Origin of the sequence: Streptomyces ortus, assembly GCF_026341275.1 — a bacterium.
Lineage (GTDB): Bacteria > Actinomycetota > Actinomycetes > Streptomycetales > Streptomycetaceae > Streptomyces > Streptomyces ortus.
Genome location: NZ_JAIFZO010000002.1, coordinates 3,326,379 through 3,343,644 on the forward strand (window position 1 = coordinate 3,326,379; position 17,266 = coordinate 3,343,644).

The 17,266-nt window shown below is 70.1% G+C and carries 15 protein-coding genes and 5 tRNA genes; 16 read left to right on the top strand and 4 right to left on the bottom strand.

Annotated features, from left to right (window positions below; genetic code table 11):
• Positions 1-7: 7 nt before the first annotated feature.
• Positions 8-3,844 carry a sensor histidine kinase gene (locus tag K3769_RS17930; RefSeq protein WP_267027421.1) on the bottom strand — a complete coding sequence of 1,279 codons (3,837 nt, stop codon included), beginning with the start codon at positions 3,842-3,844 and terminating at the stop codon, positions 8-10.
• 602 nt (positions 3,845-4,446) lie between these two features.
• On the opposite strand from K3769_RS17930, the gene K3769_RS17935 reads away from it, so the two are divergent.
• The 9 genes from K3769_RS17935 (at position 4,447) to K3769_RS17975 (ending at position 8,462) form a co-directional block, all read left to right on the top strand.
• The gene (locus K3769_RS17935) at positions 4,447-4,635 is read left to right on the top strand and encodes a hypothetical protein (RefSeq protein WP_189775466.1); all 189 of its coding nucleotides are present in this window, start codon (positions 4,447-4,449) and stop codon (positions 4,633-4,635) included.
• A gap of 109 nt (positions 4,636-4,744) precedes the next feature.
• Positions 4,745-5,533 (top strand): fumarylacetoacetate hydrolase family protein, encoded by a 789-nt coding sequence (locus K3769_RS17940; RefSeq protein WP_267027422.1) that lies wholly within the window; start codon positions 4,745-4,747, stop codon positions 5,531-5,533.
• Positions 5,526-7,010, top strand: a complete 1,485-nt coding sequence (gene gltX, locus K3769_RS17945) for a glutamate--tRNA ligase (RefSeq protein ID WP_267027423.1) — start codon at positions 5,526-5,528, stop codon at positions 7,008-7,010. Before K3769_RS17940 ends, gltX begins: the two co-directional genes overlap by 8 nt.
• 87 nt (positions 7,011-7,097) lie before the next feature.
• A complete protein-coding gene (locus K3769_RS17950; protein WP_267027424.1) occupies positions 7,098-7,865 on the top strand; it encodes an HAD family hydrolase in 768 nt (255 codons plus the stop codon).
• 89 nt (positions 7,866-7,954) lie between these two features.
• Positions 7,955-8,026 (top strand) — tRNA-Gln (locus tag K3769_RS17955).
• A gap of 42 nt (positions 8,027-8,068) precedes the next feature.
• Positions 8,069-8,141, top strand: a tRNA-Glu gene (locus K3769_RS17960).
• 62 nt (positions 8,142-8,203) lie between these two features.
• Positions 8,204-8,276 (top strand) — tRNA-Glu (locus K3769_RS17965).
• Between the two features lie 21 nt (positions 8,277-8,297).
• A tRNA-Gln gene (locus K3769_RS17970) sits at positions 8,298-8,369 on the top strand.
• 20 nt (positions 8,370-8,389) lie between these two features.
• Positions 8,390-8,462: transfer RNA gene (locus K3769_RS17975), tRNA-Glu, on the top strand.
• Between the two features lie 147 nt (positions 8,463-8,609).
• On the opposite strand, the gene ndgR is transcribed toward K3769_RS17975, so the two are convergent.
• Positions 8,610-9,326, bottom strand: a complete 717-nt coding sequence (ndgR, locus tag K3769_RS17980; protein ID WP_267027425.1) for an IclR family transcriptional regulator NdgR — start codon at positions 9,324-9,326, stop codon at positions 8,610-8,612.
• Positions 9,327-9,516: 190 nt separating this feature from the next.
• On the opposite strand from ndgR, the gene leuC reads away from it, so the two are divergent.
• From leuC to K3769_RS18000, 4 genes are all read left to right on the top strand, one after another.
• The gene (gene leuC / locus K3769_RS17985) at positions 9,517-10,950 is read left to right on the top strand and encodes a 3-isopropylmalate dehydratase large subunit (protein ID WP_267027426.1); all 1,434 of its coding nucleotides are present in this window, start codon (positions 9,517-9,519) and stop codon (positions 10,948-10,950) included.
• A gap of 2 nt (positions 10,951-10,952) precedes the next feature.
• Entirely contained in the window at positions 10,953-11,546 is a 594-nt protein-coding gene (leuD, locus tag K3769_RS17990; protein ID WP_267027427.1) for a 3-isopropylmalate dehydratase small subunit, read from the top strand.
• Positions 11,547-11,811: 265 nt separating this feature from the next.
• Positions 11,812-12,042, top strand: a complete 231-nt coding sequence (locus K3769_RS17995; protein ID WP_267027428.1) for an SCO5555 family protein — start codon at positions 11,812-11,814, stop codon at positions 12,040-12,042.
• Positions 12,043-12,180: 138 nt separating this feature from the next.
• Entirely contained in the window at positions 12,181-12,864 is a 684-nt protein-coding gene (locus tag K3769_RS18000; protein ID WP_267027429.1) for an HU family DNA-binding protein, read from the top strand.
• Between the two features lie 180 nt (positions 12,865-13,044).
• On the opposite strand, the gene K3769_RS18005 is transcribed toward K3769_RS18000, so the two are convergent.
• Together K3769_RS18005 and cofC are read right to left on the bottom strand one after the other, a co-directional pair.
• On the bottom strand, positions 13,045-13,266 hold the full coding sequence (locus K3769_RS18005) for a hypothetical protein (RefSeq protein WP_267027430.1): 222 nt from the start codon (positions 13,264-13,266) through the stop codon (positions 13,045-13,047).
• 38 nt (positions 13,267-13,304) lie between these two features.
• Positions 13,305-13,937: a 2-phospho-L-lactate guanylyltransferase gene (gene cofC / locus K3769_RS18010; RefSeq protein WP_267027431.1), complete on the bottom strand. Its 633-nt coding sequence runs from the start codon at positions 13,935-13,937 to the stop codon at positions 13,305-13,307.
• A gap of 144 nt (positions 13,938-14,081) precedes the next feature.
• Between cofC and K3769_RS18015 the strand changes: the two genes are divergently transcribed.
• From K3769_RS18015 to K3769_RS18025, 3 genes are read left to right on the top strand one after another with little or no spacing between them, the layout of a single operon-like run.
• Positions 14,082-14,948 (top strand): lysophospholipid acyltransferase family protein, encoded by an 867-nt coding sequence (locus tag K3769_RS18015; protein WP_267027432.1) that lies wholly within the window; start codon positions 14,082-14,084, stop codon positions 14,946-14,948.
• Complete coding sequence (locus K3769_RS18020) at positions 14,945-15,964, top strand: NAD(P)H-dependent glycerol-3-phosphate dehydrogenase (RefSeq protein WP_267027433.1); 1,020 nt, start codon at positions 14,945-14,947, stop codon at positions 15,962-15,964. Before K3769_RS18015 ends, K3769_RS18020 begins: the two co-directional genes overlap by 4 nt.
• Positions 15,965-16,022: 58 nt before the next feature.
• The gene (locus tag K3769_RS18025) at positions 16,023-17,180 is read left to right on the top strand and encodes a D-alanine--D-alanine ligase family protein (RefSeq protein ID WP_267027434.1); all 1,158 of its coding nucleotides are present in this window, start codon (positions 16,023-16,025) and stop codon (positions 17,178-17,180) included.
• Positions 17,181-17,266 lie beyond the last annotated feature (86 nt).

Genomic DNA, 17,266 nt, shown 5'->3' on the forward strand with positions numbered 1-17,266 from the left:
GGCTCAACTAACGCTCCTGCTGGTGAGTGGGGCTGGGGAAGCTGCCGGTCTGGCCGGTACCGGCCTGGCGCCCCTGCTGAATGCCCCTGCGAAGATTGGTCAGCCGTCCGCGTACGTCATCGGGCGCACGCGAGACCTGCGGACCGGTTTGGTGCTGTTGCTGCTGCTGAGCCGTTCCCGCGACAAGGTTCGCGCGGGGGACCCGGCGCGGCAGACCCGAGACGGTCACGCCACCCGCGGTGGGCTGGCGTACCCGCTCGGCCTGACGGCCGAGTTCGTCATTGGGAGTGGTCCGCCAGGAGGAGGCGGAAGCGCCGGCGGTCGCCGGACGCTGCGGGGCCGCGGGAGCCTGTGCGGGCTGCTGCGGTGTGTGCTCGCTCTGGGCGCCGTCGCCGCCCTGAGCCTGGTTGAACCAGTTGGTTTCCAGGGTGTCGTACAGGGGTGTACGTCCGTCGCCGGGACTCGTCGCCGGCGGCAGTTCCCAGCCGTCGTTCGACGCCCGGAGTTCGTCGGGCCGCTGGTTCGCGCCCCCGTTGTCCGGCTGCGGGGGAAGCGTGGGACGGCGGCGCGGCTGCGGGCGCTGCTGCGAGGGACGGTTGCCGTTCGCGGGCCGCTCGTACTGCCCGGTTCCGTTGTCCTGCCGCTCGCCGTAGCCCTGCGCCGGGAACTGCCCGGTGTCCTGCTGGGCCGGCGCACCGTACTGACCGTTGGCGCCGGTTCCGGTGTCGTAGCCGTTCGGGGCGTACTGCGCCGGGTCCTGGCGGTTGTACTGGCCGCCCGCCTGGGGGTTGTGACCCGCGCCGGAGTGGTTCGGCGCACCGAACACGTCCGTGCGGACGAACTGTCCGTTGTCCTGCGACGGGCCGTTGCCGTGCGGCGCGTTTCCGCCGGGACGCGGGGCGTCGTAGTCGGGCCGCTGGAACTCGGCGGTGGAGGCGGGCCCGGCATGCCGGTCGTCGATCCTCGGCATCTGCGAGGTGACGTCCGGCTCCTCGTGGCCGCGCGGGGCGTCGTGCGCGGAACGCGGTACCGGCGGCTGCGCGTTGTCGTCGCTCCAGCTCGGCACCCGCGGCTGCGGGTTGCCGCCCGGCAGCTCGGCGCGCGGACCGCCGCGGGGCGGCAGCTGCGGAGACTGCTGCTGGGGGCGACGGCCCTGCTCGCCGTTGCCGGCCGACCGCTGCTGGGGCTGCTGGGAACCGGGGCCGCGGTTGCCGCCCATGGTGTCCTGGCGGTTGCCGCCGAACAGGTCCTGCTGGCCGCCGGAGTTGTTCCCGAAGCCGTTGAAGCTCTGCTGGGCACCGGCGCCCGCGGGAGCCGGCCTGCCCTGCGGGGGGTACGGGGGCTGCTGCTGGGACTGCTGGGGCTGCTGGTTGCGGTTGCCGCCCGGCGCACCGGGGCCGCCCGGACGGCCGCCCGCCTCGGGCCTCGGCAGTGCGGCCCGCGGCGCGGAACCCGCCCCGACCTGGCCACGCTGCGGCGGGGGGTTCAGCCCGCCGCCGTTGCCGCCGCCCTGACCGCCCTGGCCGAGGGCGGGGCCGCTGCCCGCGCCGCCGCGGCGGGCCGCCGCGACACCGGCCGCGGCCTGCGCCGCCGCCGGACCGCCGACGGGCGGAGCACCCTGGCCCTGCTTGCTGCCCGGAACCTTCTTGCCGCCCTGGGCGACGTCGACCGGGAGCATGACCAGCGCGGTCGTACCACCGGAGTCGGACGGGCGGAGCTGGATGCGGATGCCGTGCCTCTGCGACAGCCGGCCGACCACGAACAGACCCATGCGGCGCGAGACCGAGACGTCCACGGTGGGCGGCGAGGCGAGCCGCTCGTTGATCGCCGCGAGGTCCTCGGGCGAGAGGCCGATGCCGGTGTCGTGGATCTCGATCAGTACGCGGCCGTCGGGCAGCGCGTGACCGGTCACCTTGACCTTGGTCTGCGGGGAGGAGAACGACGTGGCGTTCTCCAGCAGCTCGGCGAGCAGGTGCACGAGGTCGTTGACCACGCGGCCGGCGACCTCGGTGGTGGGCACCGAGGAGAGTTCGATGCGTTCGTACTGCTCCACCTCGGACGCGGCGGCGCGGAGCACGTCGACCAGCGGGACCGGGCGGGTCCAGCGGCGGCCGGGCTCCTCACCGGCGAGGACCAGGAGGTTCTCGCCGTTACGGCGCATGCGGGTCGCGAGGTGGTCGAGCTTGAACAGGGAGGACAGCTGGTCCGGGTCGGCCTCGCGGGACTCCAGTTCGGAGATGAGCGAGAGCTGACGCTGGATGAGGCCCTGTGAACGGCGCGAGAGGTTGGTGAACATCGCGTTGACGTTGCCTCGCAGGAGGGCCTGCTCGGCGGCGAGTCGCACAGCCTCGCGGTGCACGTCGTCGAAGGCCGCGGCCACCTGGCCGATCTCGTCCCTGGAGTGCACACCGACCGACTCGACGGACGTGTCGACGTCCTGCGGGTCGGACTCGGAGAGCTGCTTGACCAGCTCGGGCAGACGGTCCTGGGCGACCTTCGTCGCGGTGTCCTGGAGGCGGCGCAGCGAGCGGATCATCGAGCGGGCCACCACGAAGGCGCCGACCAGCGAGACACCGAGCACCAGCAGGATCAGCGCACCGGAGAAGATCGCTTCCTGCTCGGCGTCGTTGCGCAGCTCGCGGGCCTTCTGCTCCATCTGGTTGAGGAGCGTCAGCTCGATCTTCGACATCTCCTGGATCTTGGAGGAGTCGGCGTCCACCCAGTCCAGGTAGGAGCGCTTGGCCTGCAGCTGCAGACCGTTGTTGCGCTGCAGCACGCGCGACAGGTAACCGTCGGCGTCCTTGATGGTCGGGCTCGGCTCGTCGAGCGGCTTGGTGAGCTGGTCGGCGTCGCCCTCGTAGATGTTGGCGAAGCTCGTGAGTTCGAACTTCTGGTTCTCGAAGGCGGAGAGGCCGTACTGCCGGTCGTTCGGGGAGAGTGCACCGAACGTCTTGTCCGTGGCGGGCAGAGCCGCGGCGATGATCGCGCGCTGGACGGACGCGTACTCCTTGGCGGTGGAGAACGCCGCCAGGGCGCGGGTGCGCTGGATCATCTCCGGGTTGCTGGTCGCCTCGGCCATGTCCTGGGAGAGACCGAGCAGCTGCTCGATGAGGCGGTGGTACGCCTCGACCGACTGGGACGAGTTGTCCTCGTCCTGGAAGGCGTTGTTGCGGACCTTGTTGAGGGTGTTCAGCTGGGTGGCGATGGCCACCACGTTGTCGCGGACACCGTCGAGGTTCTCGTTGCTGTCCGCGTCGTCGAGCTCGTGGGTGCCTTCCAGGAAGTTGGCACGCGCACGGTCGGTCTTGTCGCGGAGGCCCTTGATGGTGACGTCGCTGGCCTTGGTGCCGTTGGCGAGCGGACCGGCCGACTTGTCGCGCTCCGTCTGGAGCGCCGCGGCGAGCTCGGTCGCCTGCTTCGTCATGTCGGTCAGCAGCTTCATGTTCTCGAGCTGCTGGATCTCGTCCATCGTGTCGCTGATGCGCAGCGCGCCCAGCGAGGTGGCCGCGACCACGGGCAGCGCGAGCAGCGAGACCAGACGCGTGGAGATGCGCCAGTTGCGCAGCGCCACACGCGAGCCGGGGCCGGTGGGGCCCTTCGCCTTCGGCTTCGGCGGCGCGGCGGCCGGGGTGCCGGGAGCACCGTTCGCCGCGGTCGGACCGCCCTTGCCCTGGGCGCCCTTGGGCGCACCGGGCCGCGCGGAGCGGTCACCGCCGTTGCCGGCCTGCGCCGGTCCCGGGTTCTGGGCGTGCTGGGGCGAGGAGCCGACTGCCCTGGGGCCAGTCCCGCCTTGCGGCTCCGGCTCCGCCGAAGCGCTGCCATCCCTCTTGAAACGTCCCTGCACTAGCGTCGCAACCTCTGGACCAGGCGCCCCCTCCGCGTGAACGGACGGGACGGTGTCGGCGTCTTGGGAGTGCCCTGAAAGCACTCCCAGTGGTGGTCGTGAGTGACCGGCGCAGGTTCCCCTTTCCCGCCGCCACTCGGCGCTGCGTTGCGCCCCTGCGCGCCGGGTCGTTCCTGCGGCGGTCCGAGGAATTCCAGCACAGTGCCGGATCTCCAACAAGGCCCATGGGTCATGCTGTGACCTCCGTGACGCGTTGTGAGGGCAGCGTCACGAGACGTAGAAAGTGACCTCATCCATTTCGGACACATGGGGACGAGACCTTCGTGGGCGGGTGGTGTCCCAGTCGCCATGATCAGGAGCGGAATGATGTCTTCCCTGACGCAATGTCCGTTTAATGCCTTGTGGCTGGGAGTCCGGATTGCCCTATATGCCTGGCGGTAAGTGAGGAAACTCACATGACGATCACGGCGTCTTCACGGCTTCGACAGGGAACCGAATGTTTAGCCTGACGCTTTACAGGGATGGCAAATCCGACAACCCGCGCCTACGCGACGGTCCCCGGACCCGCCGGCGCCTCCAAGGAACAGGGCCCGCGACCCCAGATGAAGACGACGATGACCTTCCTCAACATAGCCAACCCGCGACGCACCACCCTGGCGCACCTCGAAGACGCCGAGGAACTGCGTACGCCGGAGCGGGAGGGGCACGCCGTCGAGCTCCCCGCACAGACCGCCAACCCGCGCCGCACGATCCTGATGGACGTCCCGGTCGCGGCCGGCGTCACCGAGTAGGCACCTGTCCGGCACGGCCCCGGCCCGTAATGCGCGAGGCCGCCGCCCCTTGCCGCGTTAGCCTGGAGCATCAGACTCCGGCCAGCTCAGTGAGGGGCGCAAGGACACCGTGCGCATCGCCAGGTTCTCCATCGACGGCAACGTCGCGTTCGGTGCGGTCGAGGGCGAGAGCCCTCCTGGATCGACCGACGGCCTCGTGCTCGACATCATCAAGGGCATCCCGTTCGCCGACTTCGAGCTCTCCGGGACCAAGGTCCCGCTGAGCAAGGTCCGCCTCCTGCCGCCCGTACTCCCGAACAAGGTCGTGGCCTTCGGCCGCAACTACGCGGACCACGCCAAGGAGATGGGCGGCGAGGCGCCCGACGCCCCGTTCGCCTTCTTCAAGCCCTCCACCTCGGTGGTCGGCTCCGGCGACGACATCGCGTACCCCTCCTTCTCCGAGGAGGTGCACCACGAGGCCGAGCTGGCCGTGGTCATCGGCCGGATGTGCCGCGAGGTCCCGCGCGAACGCGTCAAGGACGTCATCCTCGGCTACACGTGCGCCAACGACGTCACCGCGCGCGACATCCAGCGCCGCGAGAAGCAGTGGGCCAGGGCCAAGGGCTTCGACTCCTCCTGCCCGCTGGGCCCCTGGGTGGAGACGGACCTCGACCCGTCCGACCTCACCATCCAGTGCACGGTCAACGGCCAGCAGCGCCAACTGGGCCGCACCAGCGAGATGATCCACTCCATCGAGGATCTGATCGTCAACATCACCGAGGCCATGACGCTGCTCCCCGGCGACGTCATCCTCACGGGCACCCCCGCCGGGGTCGGCCCCCTCAGTGCCGGCGACGAGGTCGCCGTCACCATCGAAGGCATCGGCACTCTCACCAACAAGGTTGTCAAGCGTGGCTAGCGCATCCGACCCCGCCGTCCGAGTACGTTTCTGTCCCTCCCCGACCGGCAACCCCCACGTGGGCCTGGTCCGCACGGCCCTCTTCAACTGGGCGTACGCCCGCCACACCGGCGGCACGTTCGTCTTCCGCATCGAGGACACCGACGCGGCCCGCGACTCCGAGGAGTCGTACGAGCAGCTCCTGGACTCGCTGCGCTGGCTGGGCTTCGACTGGGACGAGGGCCCCGAGATCGGCGGCCCCCACGCGCCCTACCGCCAGTCGCAGCGCATGGACCTCTACAAGGACGTCGCCCAGAAGCTGCTGGACGCCGGCCGCGCCTACCACTGCTACTGCTCGACCGCCGAGCTGGACGCCCGCCGCGACGCGGCCCGCGCCGCCGGCAAGCCGTCCGGCTACGACGGCCACTGCCGTGACCTGAGCGCCGAGCAGAAGAGCGTGTACGAGGCGGAGGGCCGCACGCCCATCGTCCGCTTCCGCATGCCCGACGAGCCGATCACCTTCACGGACCTGGTCCGCGGCGAGATCACCTACCTCCCGGAGAACGTGCCGGACTACGGCATCGTCCGGGCCAACGGCGCCCCGCTCTACACGCTCGTCAACCCCGTCGACGACGCCCTGATGGAGATCACCCACGTCCTGCGCGGCGAGGACCTGCTCTCCTCCACCCCCCGCCAGATCGCCCTCTACAAGGCGCTCACCGAGCTGGGCATCGCCAAGGAGACCCCGGCCTTCGGCCACCTCCCCTATGTCATGGGCGAGGGCAACAAGAAGCTCTCCAAGCGCGACCCCGAGTCCTCGCTGAACCTCTACCGGGAGCGCGGCTTCCTCCCGGAGGGCCTGCTGAACTACCTGTCCCTCCTCGGCTGGTCGCTCTCGGCGGACCGCGACATCTTCACCGTCGAGGAGATGGTCGCCGCCTTCGACGTCGCGGACGTGAACCCCAACCCGGCGCGCTTCGACCTCAAGAAGGCCGAGGCCATCAACGCGGACCACATCCGCCTGCTGGACGTCAAGGAGTTCGCCGAGCGCTGCGCCCCCTGGCTGAAGGCCCCCTTCGCGCCCTGGGCGCCGGAGGACTTCGACCCGGCCAAGTGGGACGCGATCGCCCCGCACGCACAGACCCGCCTGAAGGTGCTCTCCGAGATCACCGACAACGTCGACTTCCTGTTCCTGCCGGAGCCGGCCGTCGACGAGGCGTCCTGGGCGAAGGCGATGAAGGAGGGCTCGGACGCCCTCCTCGCGACGGCCCGCGAGAAGCTTGAGGCCGCCGACTGGGCCTCCGCCGAGTCCCTCAAGGAGGCCGTGCTGGCCGCCGGCGAGGCGCACGGCCTGAAGCTGGGCAAGGCGCAGGCCCCGGTCCGCGTCGCCGTCACCGGCCGCACGGTCGGCCTGCCCCTCTTCGAGTCCCTGGAGATCCTGGGCAAGGAGAAGTCGCTGGCTCGCATCGACGCGGCCCTGGCGAAGCTGACCGCGTAGGCGGCGCACGGGCGGGGGCGGCATCCGCACCGGATGCCGCCCCCGGCGCGTCCGCCGCGCGCGCGGGGCCGGAGGTACCGTCGGACCATGACGATCGAAGCCGTGCTGTGGGACGTGGACGACACCCTCTTCGACTACACCACGGCCGACCGGACCGGGATGCGCGGACACCTGACCGCGGAGGGTCTGCTCGACGGATTCGCGTCCGTGGAACAGGCCCTCGGCCGCTGGCGCGAGCACACCGACGCGCAGTGGGCGCGGTTCGCGGCGGGCGAGGTGGACTGGGAGGGCCAGCGCCGGGACCGGGTGCGGGCGTTCCTGGGCCGGCCCCTGACGGACACGGAGGCGGAGGACTGGTTCGTCCGTTACCTCCGTCACTACGAAGGGGCCTGGGCGCTGTTCCCGGACGTCGTGCCCGTCCTCGACCTGCTGGCGGGCAGCCACCGCCACGCGGTGCTCTCCAACTCCAGCCTGCGCGTCCAGGAGTACAAGCTGCGCGTCCTCGGCGTACGGGACCGCTTCGAATCGGTGCTGTGCGCGGCCGAACTGGGCGTCTCCAAACCCGCGGCCGAGGCCTTCCACACGGCCTGCGAGGCCCTGGACCTGGCACCGCACCAGGTCGCGTACGTCGGGGACCACCCGGAGATCGACGGGCGGGGCGCGGCCGAGGCCGGCCTGTTCTCCGTCTGGATCGACCGCACGGGCGTGCACGCGGTCCTACCCCCCGCTCCGGACGCCGCCCCGGGCCCGCCCGCGGATCCGCTCCCCGGCCCGCGCCGGATCGCCTCGCTGGCCGAACTCCCCGCGATCCTCCGGCCCGATACCCGTTTTGGAGCGCCGTCCACCTTCGGGTAATGTTCTTCCTGCGCCGCCGGAGTGCGGGCCGAAAGGCCACAGGTCGGAGGCGCAAGCTAAAACAAAAACCCCACGGGGTTGAGTTTCAGTGGCCTATGGTGTAATTGGCAGCACGACGGTTTCTGGTTCCGTTAGTCTAGGTTCGAGTCCTGGTAGGCCAGCTCGCAGAGCTTATCTGCACACGCAGAGACCAGCTCTGCAAGGCCCCCGTTGTGTAGCGGCCTAGCACGCCGCCCTCTCAAGGCGGTAGCGCCGGTTCGAATCCGGTCGGGGGTACAGATCCTTCTCAGGGGGACAGTCCGGGTCGCACCCGCTGTGTCTCATGCAGGATCGCTAGGGCCCCCGTTGTGTAGCGGCCTAGCACGCTGCCCTCTCACGGCAGTAGCGCCGGTTCGAATCCGGTCGGGGGTACGGAGTGGTCTAGACCACTATTGGGCTATGGTGTAATTGGCAACACGACGGTTTCTGGTTCCGTTGTTCTAGGTTCGAGTCCTGGTAGCCCAGCTGGATCACTTGTGGTCCTCGCCCCCGTTGTGTAGCGGCCTAGCACGCTGCCCTCTCACGGCAGTAGCGCCGGTTCGAATCCGGTCGGGGGTACAGAGAGAAGAAGCCCTCCCCGCCAGGGGAGGGCTTCTTTCGTGCTGGGCGTGATGACCGTACGGACGGGCAACTCCGGCCGTTCGCTGCGGCGTTGAAGCGATCGGCCGGGGGAGTCGTCGGGAGGTCGGGATACGGGCGGCCGGCTCAGCCGGTGCGGCGCAGGGCCTCCGAGAGGCGTGCGGCGGCGTCGATGATCGCCTGGGCGTGCATCCGGCCCGGGTGGCGCGTCAGCCGCTCGATCGGGCCCGACACGGAGACGGCGGCGACCACGCGGTTCGAGGGCCCGCGCACCGGCGCGGAGACGGACGCGACGCCCGGCTCCCGCTCGCCGATCGACTGGGCCCAGCCCCGGCGCCGCACGCCCGACAGGGCCGTCGCCGTGAAACGGGCGCCCTGGAGGCCGCGGTGTAGGCGCTCCGGCTCCTCCCAGGCCATCAGGATCTGGGCCGAGGAACCGGCTTTCATGGTGAGCGTCGAGCCGACCGGGACGGTGTCCCTGAGGCCCGACAGGCGCTCCGCCGCGGCGACGCAGATGCGCATGTCGCCCTGGCGGCGGTAGAGCTGCGCGCTCTCGCCCGTGATGTCGCGCAGATGCGTGAGCACCGGGCCCGCCGTCGCGAGGAGGCGGTCCTCGCCCGCCGCCGCGGCCAGCTCGGCCAGCCGGGGGCCGAGAATGAAGCGGCCCTGCATGTCGCGTGCCACCATCCGGTGGTGTTCAAGTGCCACGGCGAGGCGATGTGCCGTGGGCCGTGCCAGTCCGGTCGCCGCGACCAGTCCCGCGAGGGTGGCCGGACCGGACTCCAGTGCGCTCAGGACAAGGGCTGCCTTGTCCAGAACGCCGACGCCGCTACTGTTGTCCATGAAACGATACTCGCGTCTCACTCTGTGAAACGCAAGTTCAATTTTCCGTGGAACGCGCCACCCTGATACGTACACGGCCCGTGGACCGACGGGCCTGGCGGAAGACGTCCGGTACGGGGGGTACGGGCGCAGGCCGCCCCGGAAATCTCTAGTTGGGCCGGCGCCACACAGGCCGGCCGGAGGGAAAGCGATGGGTAGGACACTCGCGGAGAAGGTCTGGGACGACCACGTCGTCCGGCGCGCGGAGGGCGAGCCCGACCTTCTCTTCATCGATCTGCACCTGCTGCACGAGGTGACCAGCCCCCAGGCCTTCGACGGCCTCCGTCAGGCGGGGCGCCCCGTGCGTCGTCTCGACCTCACCATCGCGACCGAGGACCACAACACCCCCACCCTCGACATCGACAAGCCCATCGCGGACCCGGTCTCGCGGGCCCAGCTGGAGACGCTGCGCAAGAACTGCGCCGACTTCGGCGTGCGCCTGCACTCGCTGGGCGACGTCGAGCAGGGTGTCGTCCACGTCGTCGGCCCGCAGCTGGGCCTGACCCAGCCCGGCACCACGGTCGTGTGCGGTGACTCCCACACCTCCACGCACGGCGCGTTCGGCGCGCTGGCGTTCGGCATCGGCACCTCGCAGGTCGAGCACGTGCTGGCCACCCAGACGCTGCCGCTGGCCCGCCCCAAGACCATGGCCATCACGGTCGACGGCGAACTGCCCGAGGACGTCACGGCCAAGGACCTGATCCTGGCGATCATCACCAAGATCGGTACGGGCGGCGGCCAGGGCTACATCCTGGAATACCGCGGCTCCGCCATCGAGAAGCTCTCGATGGAGGCCCGTATGACCATCTGCAACATGTCGATCGAGGCCGGCGCCCGCGCGGGCATGATCGCCCCGGACGAGACCACCTTCGCGTACATCGAGGGCCGCGCCCACGCGCCCACGGGCGAGGACTGGGACGCCGCCGTCGCGTACTGGAAGACCCTGAAGTCGGACGACGACGCGGAATTCGACGCGGAGGTCGTCATCGACGCCGCCTCCCTCGCGCCGTTCGTCACCTGGGGCACCAACCCCGGCCAGGGAGCACCGCTTTCGGCGGCCGTCCCCGACCCCGCTTCGTACGAAGACGCTTCGGAGCGGTACGCCGCCGAAAAGGCCCTGGAGTACATGGGGTTGACCGCCGGACAGCCGCTGCGGGACATCAAGGTCGACACCGTCTTCGTAGGTTCGTGCACCAACGGCCGGATCGAGGACCTGCGCGCCGCCGCGGAGATCGTCGGGGGCCGCAAAGTCGCCGACGGCGTACGCATGCTGGTCGTCCCCGGCTCCGCGCGCGTCGGTCTGCAGGCCGTCTCCGAGGGCCTCGACCTGGTCTTCAAGGAGGCCGGCGCCGAATGGCGGCACGCGGGCTGCTCGATGTGTCTGGGCATGAACCCCGACCAGCTGGCCCCCGGCGAGCGCTCCGCGTCCACCTCCAACCGCAACTTCGAGGGCAGGCAGGGCAAGGGCGGCCGTACGCACCTGGTGTCGCCGCAGGTCGCCGCCGCCACGGCCGTACTGGGCCATCTGGCGTCCCCCGCCGACCTGTCCGACGCCGACGTCCGCACCCCCGCTGGAGTCCGATAGCCATGGAAGCATTCACCAAGCACACCGGCCGGGCGGTCCCGCTGCGCCGCAGCAACGTGGACACCGACCAGATCATCCCCGCCCACTGGCTCAAGAAGGTGACCAGGGACGGCTTCGAGGACGGGCTCTTCGAGGCCTGGCGCAAGGACTCGTCCTTCATCCTCAACCAGCCCGAGCGCGCGGGCTCCACGGTCCTGGTCGCGGGCCCCGACTTCGGTACGGGCTCCTCGCGCGAACACGCCGTGTGGGCCCTGCAGAACTACGGCTTCAAGACGGTGATCTCGTCGCGCTTCGCGGACATCTTCCGCGGCAACTCTCTCAAGAACGGCCTGCTCACCGTGGTTCTGGAGCAGGCGATCGTGGACGCGCTCTGGGAGCTCACCGAGAAGGACCCCGAGGCCGAGATCACGGTCGACCTGGAGGCCCGTGAGGTGCGCGCCGAGGGCGTCACGGCCGCCTTCGAACTCGACGAGAACGCCCGCTGGCGGCTGCTGAACGGGCTGGACGACATCTCCATCACCCTGCAGAACGAGGCGGACATCTCCACGTACGAGGCCGGGCGGCCCTCCTACAAGCCGCGGACCGTGCAGGTCTGACCGGAGCCGGACCGCACGGCTGATCCCAGTCGGCCAACAAGCCTCTGTACCCCCAATCGTGGACGGTTGGGGGTACATCCGTGTCTGCCTCCGGAAGGGGTGTTTCGGCCTTTGTGATTGGCCTCAACTACCCTTGTTTGGAGGGCCTTTGATGGGGTAGCCGAACCCCGGTAGAGCCTTGTGGGGAGGTGTGCGGGAGGCCGCCGGGAGGCGGTAGTTACCCCCTGCGCAGGCGACAACTCGCCCCAGATGGCACAATCTGTGCATGGAACACGACGGCCAACTCGACCTCTATGCGGCAGTCGCGTCCCAACTCAAGGAAGCGCACGCATCGGTGCGCGCACTGCAAGTCCCGGAGGGCGTACGGATGGCGCTGACCCGGAAGCTGCTGGTCATTACGGCCGTGGCCAAACACGATCTCGCCGATGCGACAAGGCGTCTGGAGAGGTTCACGACGGACCTCGACGAGGGCCGAATCCCCGAAGAGGAACGCTGAGGAACTTGGGCGACGCCCCAGTTCGTTGCGGCACAAGGGTGATTAGCCCGTTTCGTGTTTGATTTGCGGTATATATCTGCCTAACGTGCGAAAAAGCTTGAACACTTTCGTTCTGGCAATGTCTCCGAAGGGGAAGACGTGAACAAGGCGCAGCTCGTAGAAGCGATTGCCGACAAGGTCGGCGGGCGTCAGCAGGCCGCTGACGCGGTCGACGCCGTACTGGACGCCGTGGTGCGTGCAGTTGTCGGCGGGGACCGGGTCTCGGTCACCGGCTTCGGTTCCTTCGAGAAGGTGGACCGTCCGGCCCGTTACGCCCGCAACCCGCAGACCGGAGAGCGCGTTCGGGTCAAGAAGACCTCCGTGCCCCGTTTCCGCGCGGGCCAGGGCTTCAAGGACCTGGTGAGCGGCTCGAAGAAGCTCCCGAAGAACGACGTCGCGGTCAAGAAGGCCCCCAAGGGCAGCCTGAGCGGTGGCGCTTCCGCCACGGTCAAGAAGGCCGCCGCCAAGAAGGCCACCACCGCCAGGAAGGCGACGGGCGCGGCGAAGAAGACCACGGCCGCGGCGACGACCCGCAAGGCGACCGCGGCGAAGAAGACCACGTCGGCGGCTGCGAAGAAGACCACCGCCACGGCCAAGAAGGCGACCGCCAAGAAGACCTCGGCGACCGCGAAGAAGACCTCGGCCGCGGCGAAGAAGACCACCGCGAAGAAGGCGGCGGCGAAGAAGGCCCCCGCGAAGAAGGCCGCGGCCAAGAAGGCGCCGGCCAAGAAGTCGGCGGCCCGCACGACCACCACCGCCAAGAAGGCCACCGCCCGCAGGTAACAGGGGCGCAGGGCATAAACGCGCCGGGCCGGGCTCCCACGGGGGAGCCCGGCCCGCGGCGTTTGCGCAGACGCATGGCGTTCGCGAAGACGCATGGCGTTCGCGAAGACGTGCCGCGTTCGCGAAGACGTGCCGCGTTCGCGGAGACGCGCGGCGTTCGGAGACTCGGAAAGCTCTGCCTCAGAAGGTCTGCAGGGTCACCAGGGTGATGCGGCGGCCGTCCTTCCCGCCCTCGCTCCCGGCCTCGCCCTCGACCTCGATCCGTACGCGCTGGCCCGGACGGAGCAGTCTGAGGCCGCCCTTGTCGAACGCCGGGGCGTCGAAGGGGACCGGGGTGCCGTCGTCCAGCAGCACCTGGCCGGAACGGGTCTCGGGGTCGTATGTGTACGCGGTCGCCTGCATGGGGAAAGCGTATGCGCTCCCCGCGCCCCTTCGGGTGTTCAGGCCGCTCTGATGCGTTGGGCCGCCGCCGCCGTGCGCGGACCCGTGCCCAGCGCGAGAGCCGCGCGCAGGTCCGCGCCGGTGTCCACGTCCTGGCGTACGGAATCCACCCCGCTCAGGAGAAGTTCCGTGGCGCCCGAGGCGTGATGGCGCGCGCGGGAATCCGTTCCGAAAGAGGGCAGCAATTCCTGGCCCGGGGACGCGGCCAGGAGAGTGGTGCCGATTCCGGCGGCATCCGCGAGGAAAGCGCGGGGGAATTCGGCGGCGGCCGTGAGCACACGGCCCAATTCGAGAGGGCGCAGCGCGGGCAGATCGGCGTTCAGCGCGGCCAGCGGAGTGTGCGGGTTCGCAGTCCGTACGACTGCCCCCGCGTGCCGCAGGGCGGCGTTCAGGCCGCCCCCGGGCTCGTCCGGGACGATCCGGGCACCCAGGGCGGCCAGTTCGCGCCCGGCCAGCGCGTCGCCCGTGACTACGGCCACATCCGCGACCTCCGGGCAGGCCAGCGCCGCGGCCACGGTGTCCTGTGCGAAGGCGAGGGCGAGCCCGGACCGCAGACCGTCGGCTGCGGTGTCCGAGAGCCTGCTCTTCGCCCGCGCAAGGGCTTTGAGAGGTACGACCATGATCCATTGCACGAGCGCCTCGTCCCTCCCTTGTCCCTCCCATTGTCCCCCGGACACCGCGGCGGGGCCGAAGCCGGGGCGTACGGTGTTCTCGACAGACCGGCGGCCTGGGGTGACACTTGTGCGGCCCCCAAGGCCCAAGAGGAAGGTGTTCGCGTGTCCCGCCGCAGAATCGGCTTCTGGTACCGCTTCTCGGCGGTCCTCGTCAAACCGCCGCTGGTGGTTCTGATCAAGCGGGACTGGCGCGGAATGGAGAACATTCCTGCCGAGGGCGGATTCATCACCGTGGTGAACCACAATTCTCACGCCGACCCGTTCGCGTACGGGCACTTTCAGTACAACACCGGCCGGGTTCCGCGTTTTCTCGCCAAGAGCGGGCTTTTCAAGAGCGGATTCGTGGGGGCGGCCATGCGGGGCACCGGGCAGATCCCGGTGTACCGCGAGAGTTCCGACGCGCTCAGCGCCTACCGCGCCGCCATCGACGCCGTGGAGCGCGGGGAGTGCGTCGCCTTCTATCCCGAGGCCACCCTCACCCGTGACCCCGACCTGTGGCCGATGGCCGGCAAGACGGGCGCCGCCCGGGTCGCCCTGCAGACCAGGTGCCCGGTGATCCCGGTGGCCCAGTGGGGCGCCAACCACCTGCTGGCCCCGTACGCGAAGAAGCCCGACCTCCTGCCGCGCAAGACGCACCATGTGCTGGCGGGCCCGCCCGTGGACCTCTCCCGGTTCTACGACAAGGAGATGACCCCCGCCCTCCTGAAGGAGGCCACCGAGGTCATCATGGCCGCGATCACCGCGCAGCTGGAGCTGATCCGCGGCGAGAAGGCGCCGGCCACGCGGTACGACCCGCGCCTGGTCCGTATCGAGCAGCGGCGCGGGACACGGGAACAGGACGAGCAGGAAGCGCACGACGAGCACGACGAACTGAACGCGCGCCGCGAGCCGGCCGCGCGGGAGAAGTCCGCACGGGAAACCGTGCGGGACACGACCGAGGCAGAGCACGAAAAGAGGCACGGCAAGTGACGACATCCGGCAGGCCCGTCAAGGCGACCGTCTTCGGGACCGGATCGTGGGGCACCGCCTTCGGCATGGTGCTCGCCGACGCCGGGTGCGACGTGACGCTGTGGGGACGGCGCGCCGAGATCGCGGAAGCGGTCAACTCCACCCGCACCAACCCCGACTACCTGCCGGGCATCGAACTCCCGGAGAACCTGCGGGCCACCTCGGACGCCGCCGAGGCCGCCCACGACGCCGACTTCACCGTGCTCGCCGTGCCCTCGCAGACCCTGCGCGAGAACCTGGCCGACTGGGCGCCGCTGCTCGCGCCCGGCACGGTCCTCGTCTCCCTCATGAAGGGCGTCGAACTCGGCTCCGCCATGCGGATGAGCGAGGTGATCGAGGACGTCGCGAAGGTCGGCGCCGACCGGATCGCCGTGGTCACCGGGCCCAACCTGGCCCGTGAGATCGCCGCCCGGATGCCCGCCGCCGCCGTCGTCGCGTGCACGGACGAGGGCGTGGCCCAGCGGCTCCAGACCGCCTGCCACACGCCGTACTTCCGGCCGTACACCAACACCGACGTGGTGGGCTGCGAACTCGGCGGCGCGGTCAAGAACGTCATCGGCCTCGCCGTCGGCATCGCGGACGGCATGGGCCTCGGCGACAACACCAAGGGGTCCCTCATCACCCGGGGTCTGGCGGAGACCACCCGGCTCGGGCTCAGGATGGGCGCCGACCCGCTGACGTTCGCCGGACTCGCGGGCCTGGGCGACCTCGTCGCGACCTGCTCCTCGCCGCTCTCGCGCAACCACACCTTCGGCACGAACCTCGGCCGCGGCATGACCCTCCAGGAGACCATCGCGGTCACCAGGCAGACCGCCGAGGGCGTCAAGTCCTGCGAGTCCGTACTGGACTTGGCGCGCCGGCACGGAGTCGACATGCCCATCACGGAGACCGTCGTCGAGATCGTCCACGAGGGCAAGCCGCCGGTCGTCGCCGTCAAGGAACTGATGTCGCGCAGCGCCAAGCCGGAACGGCACTGAGCCACCCCGCCACCGGCCGCTGACTCAGGGTCCTGCCACCGGGTACCCTCAACCCGATATGAGCACCGAGAACCTTCCCCAGAGCCCTGAGCAGCCGCCTCGCAAGCCGCGCGTGGCCGTCGTCTTCGGCGGGCGCAGCTCCGAACACGGGATCTCCACGGTCACTGCCGGAGCCGTCCTGCGGGCCGTCGACCGGACCAAGTACGACGTCCTGCCGATCGGGATCACCCGGGAGGGCCGCTGGGTGCTCACGGCCGACGACCCGGAGCGCATGACGATCAGCGAGCGTCGTACGCCCGACGTCGAGGCACTCGCCGAGTCGAGCGAGGGCGGCGTGATCCTGCCCGTCGACCCCGCCAGCCGCGAGGTGGTCTACAGCGAACCGGGCTCGGTGCCCAAGGCGCTCGGCGAGGTCGACGTCGTCTTCCCGATGCTGCACGGCCCGTACGGCGAGGACGGCACCCTGCAGGGTCTGCTGGAGCTCTCCGGTGTCCCGTACGTCGGCTCGGGTGTGCTCGCCTCGGCCGTCGGCCAGGACAAGGAGTACATGAAGCGGGTGTTCACCTCCTTCGGGCTGCCGGTCGGCCCGTACGTGGTGATCCGTCCCCGTGAGTGGGAGCAGGACGAGTCGGCGGCCCGCAAGAAGATCATCGACTTCGCGGGGGAGCACGGCTGGCCGCTCTTCGTGAAGCCCGCGCGCGCGGGGTCGTCGATCGGCATCACCAAGGTCGACGACCTGTCCGGCCTCGACGAGGCGATCGAGGCGGCCCGGCACCACGACCCGAAGTTCCTCGTGGAGGCGCTCCTGCGCGGTCGCGAGATCGAGTGCGGGGTCCTGGAGTTCGAGGACGGGCCCCGGGCGTCCGTGCCGGCCGAGATCCCGCCGGTGCAGTCGCACGCGTACTACGACTTCGAGGCGAAGTACATCGACTCGACGCCCGGCATCGTGCCGGCCCCGCTGACCCCCGAGCAGACCACGGAGATCCGGCGCCTGGCCGTCGAGGCCTTCGATGCCGCGTCCTGCGAGGGTCTGGTCCGCGCGGACTTCTTCCTCACGGAGGACGGCGAGTTCGTGATCAACGAGATCAACACGATGCCCGGCTTCACTCCGATCTCCATGTACCCCAAGATGTGGGAAGCGACGGGAGTCCCGTACCCGGAACTGGTGGACCGCCTGATCCAGGCGGCCCTGCACCGCCCGACGGGCCTGCGCTAACACCCCCACAAGGGGCGCGGGGAACGGCGCAGTCCTTTGCCGTTGCTCTTAAGGGGCGCGGGGAACTGCGCAACCTCAGCCACGGC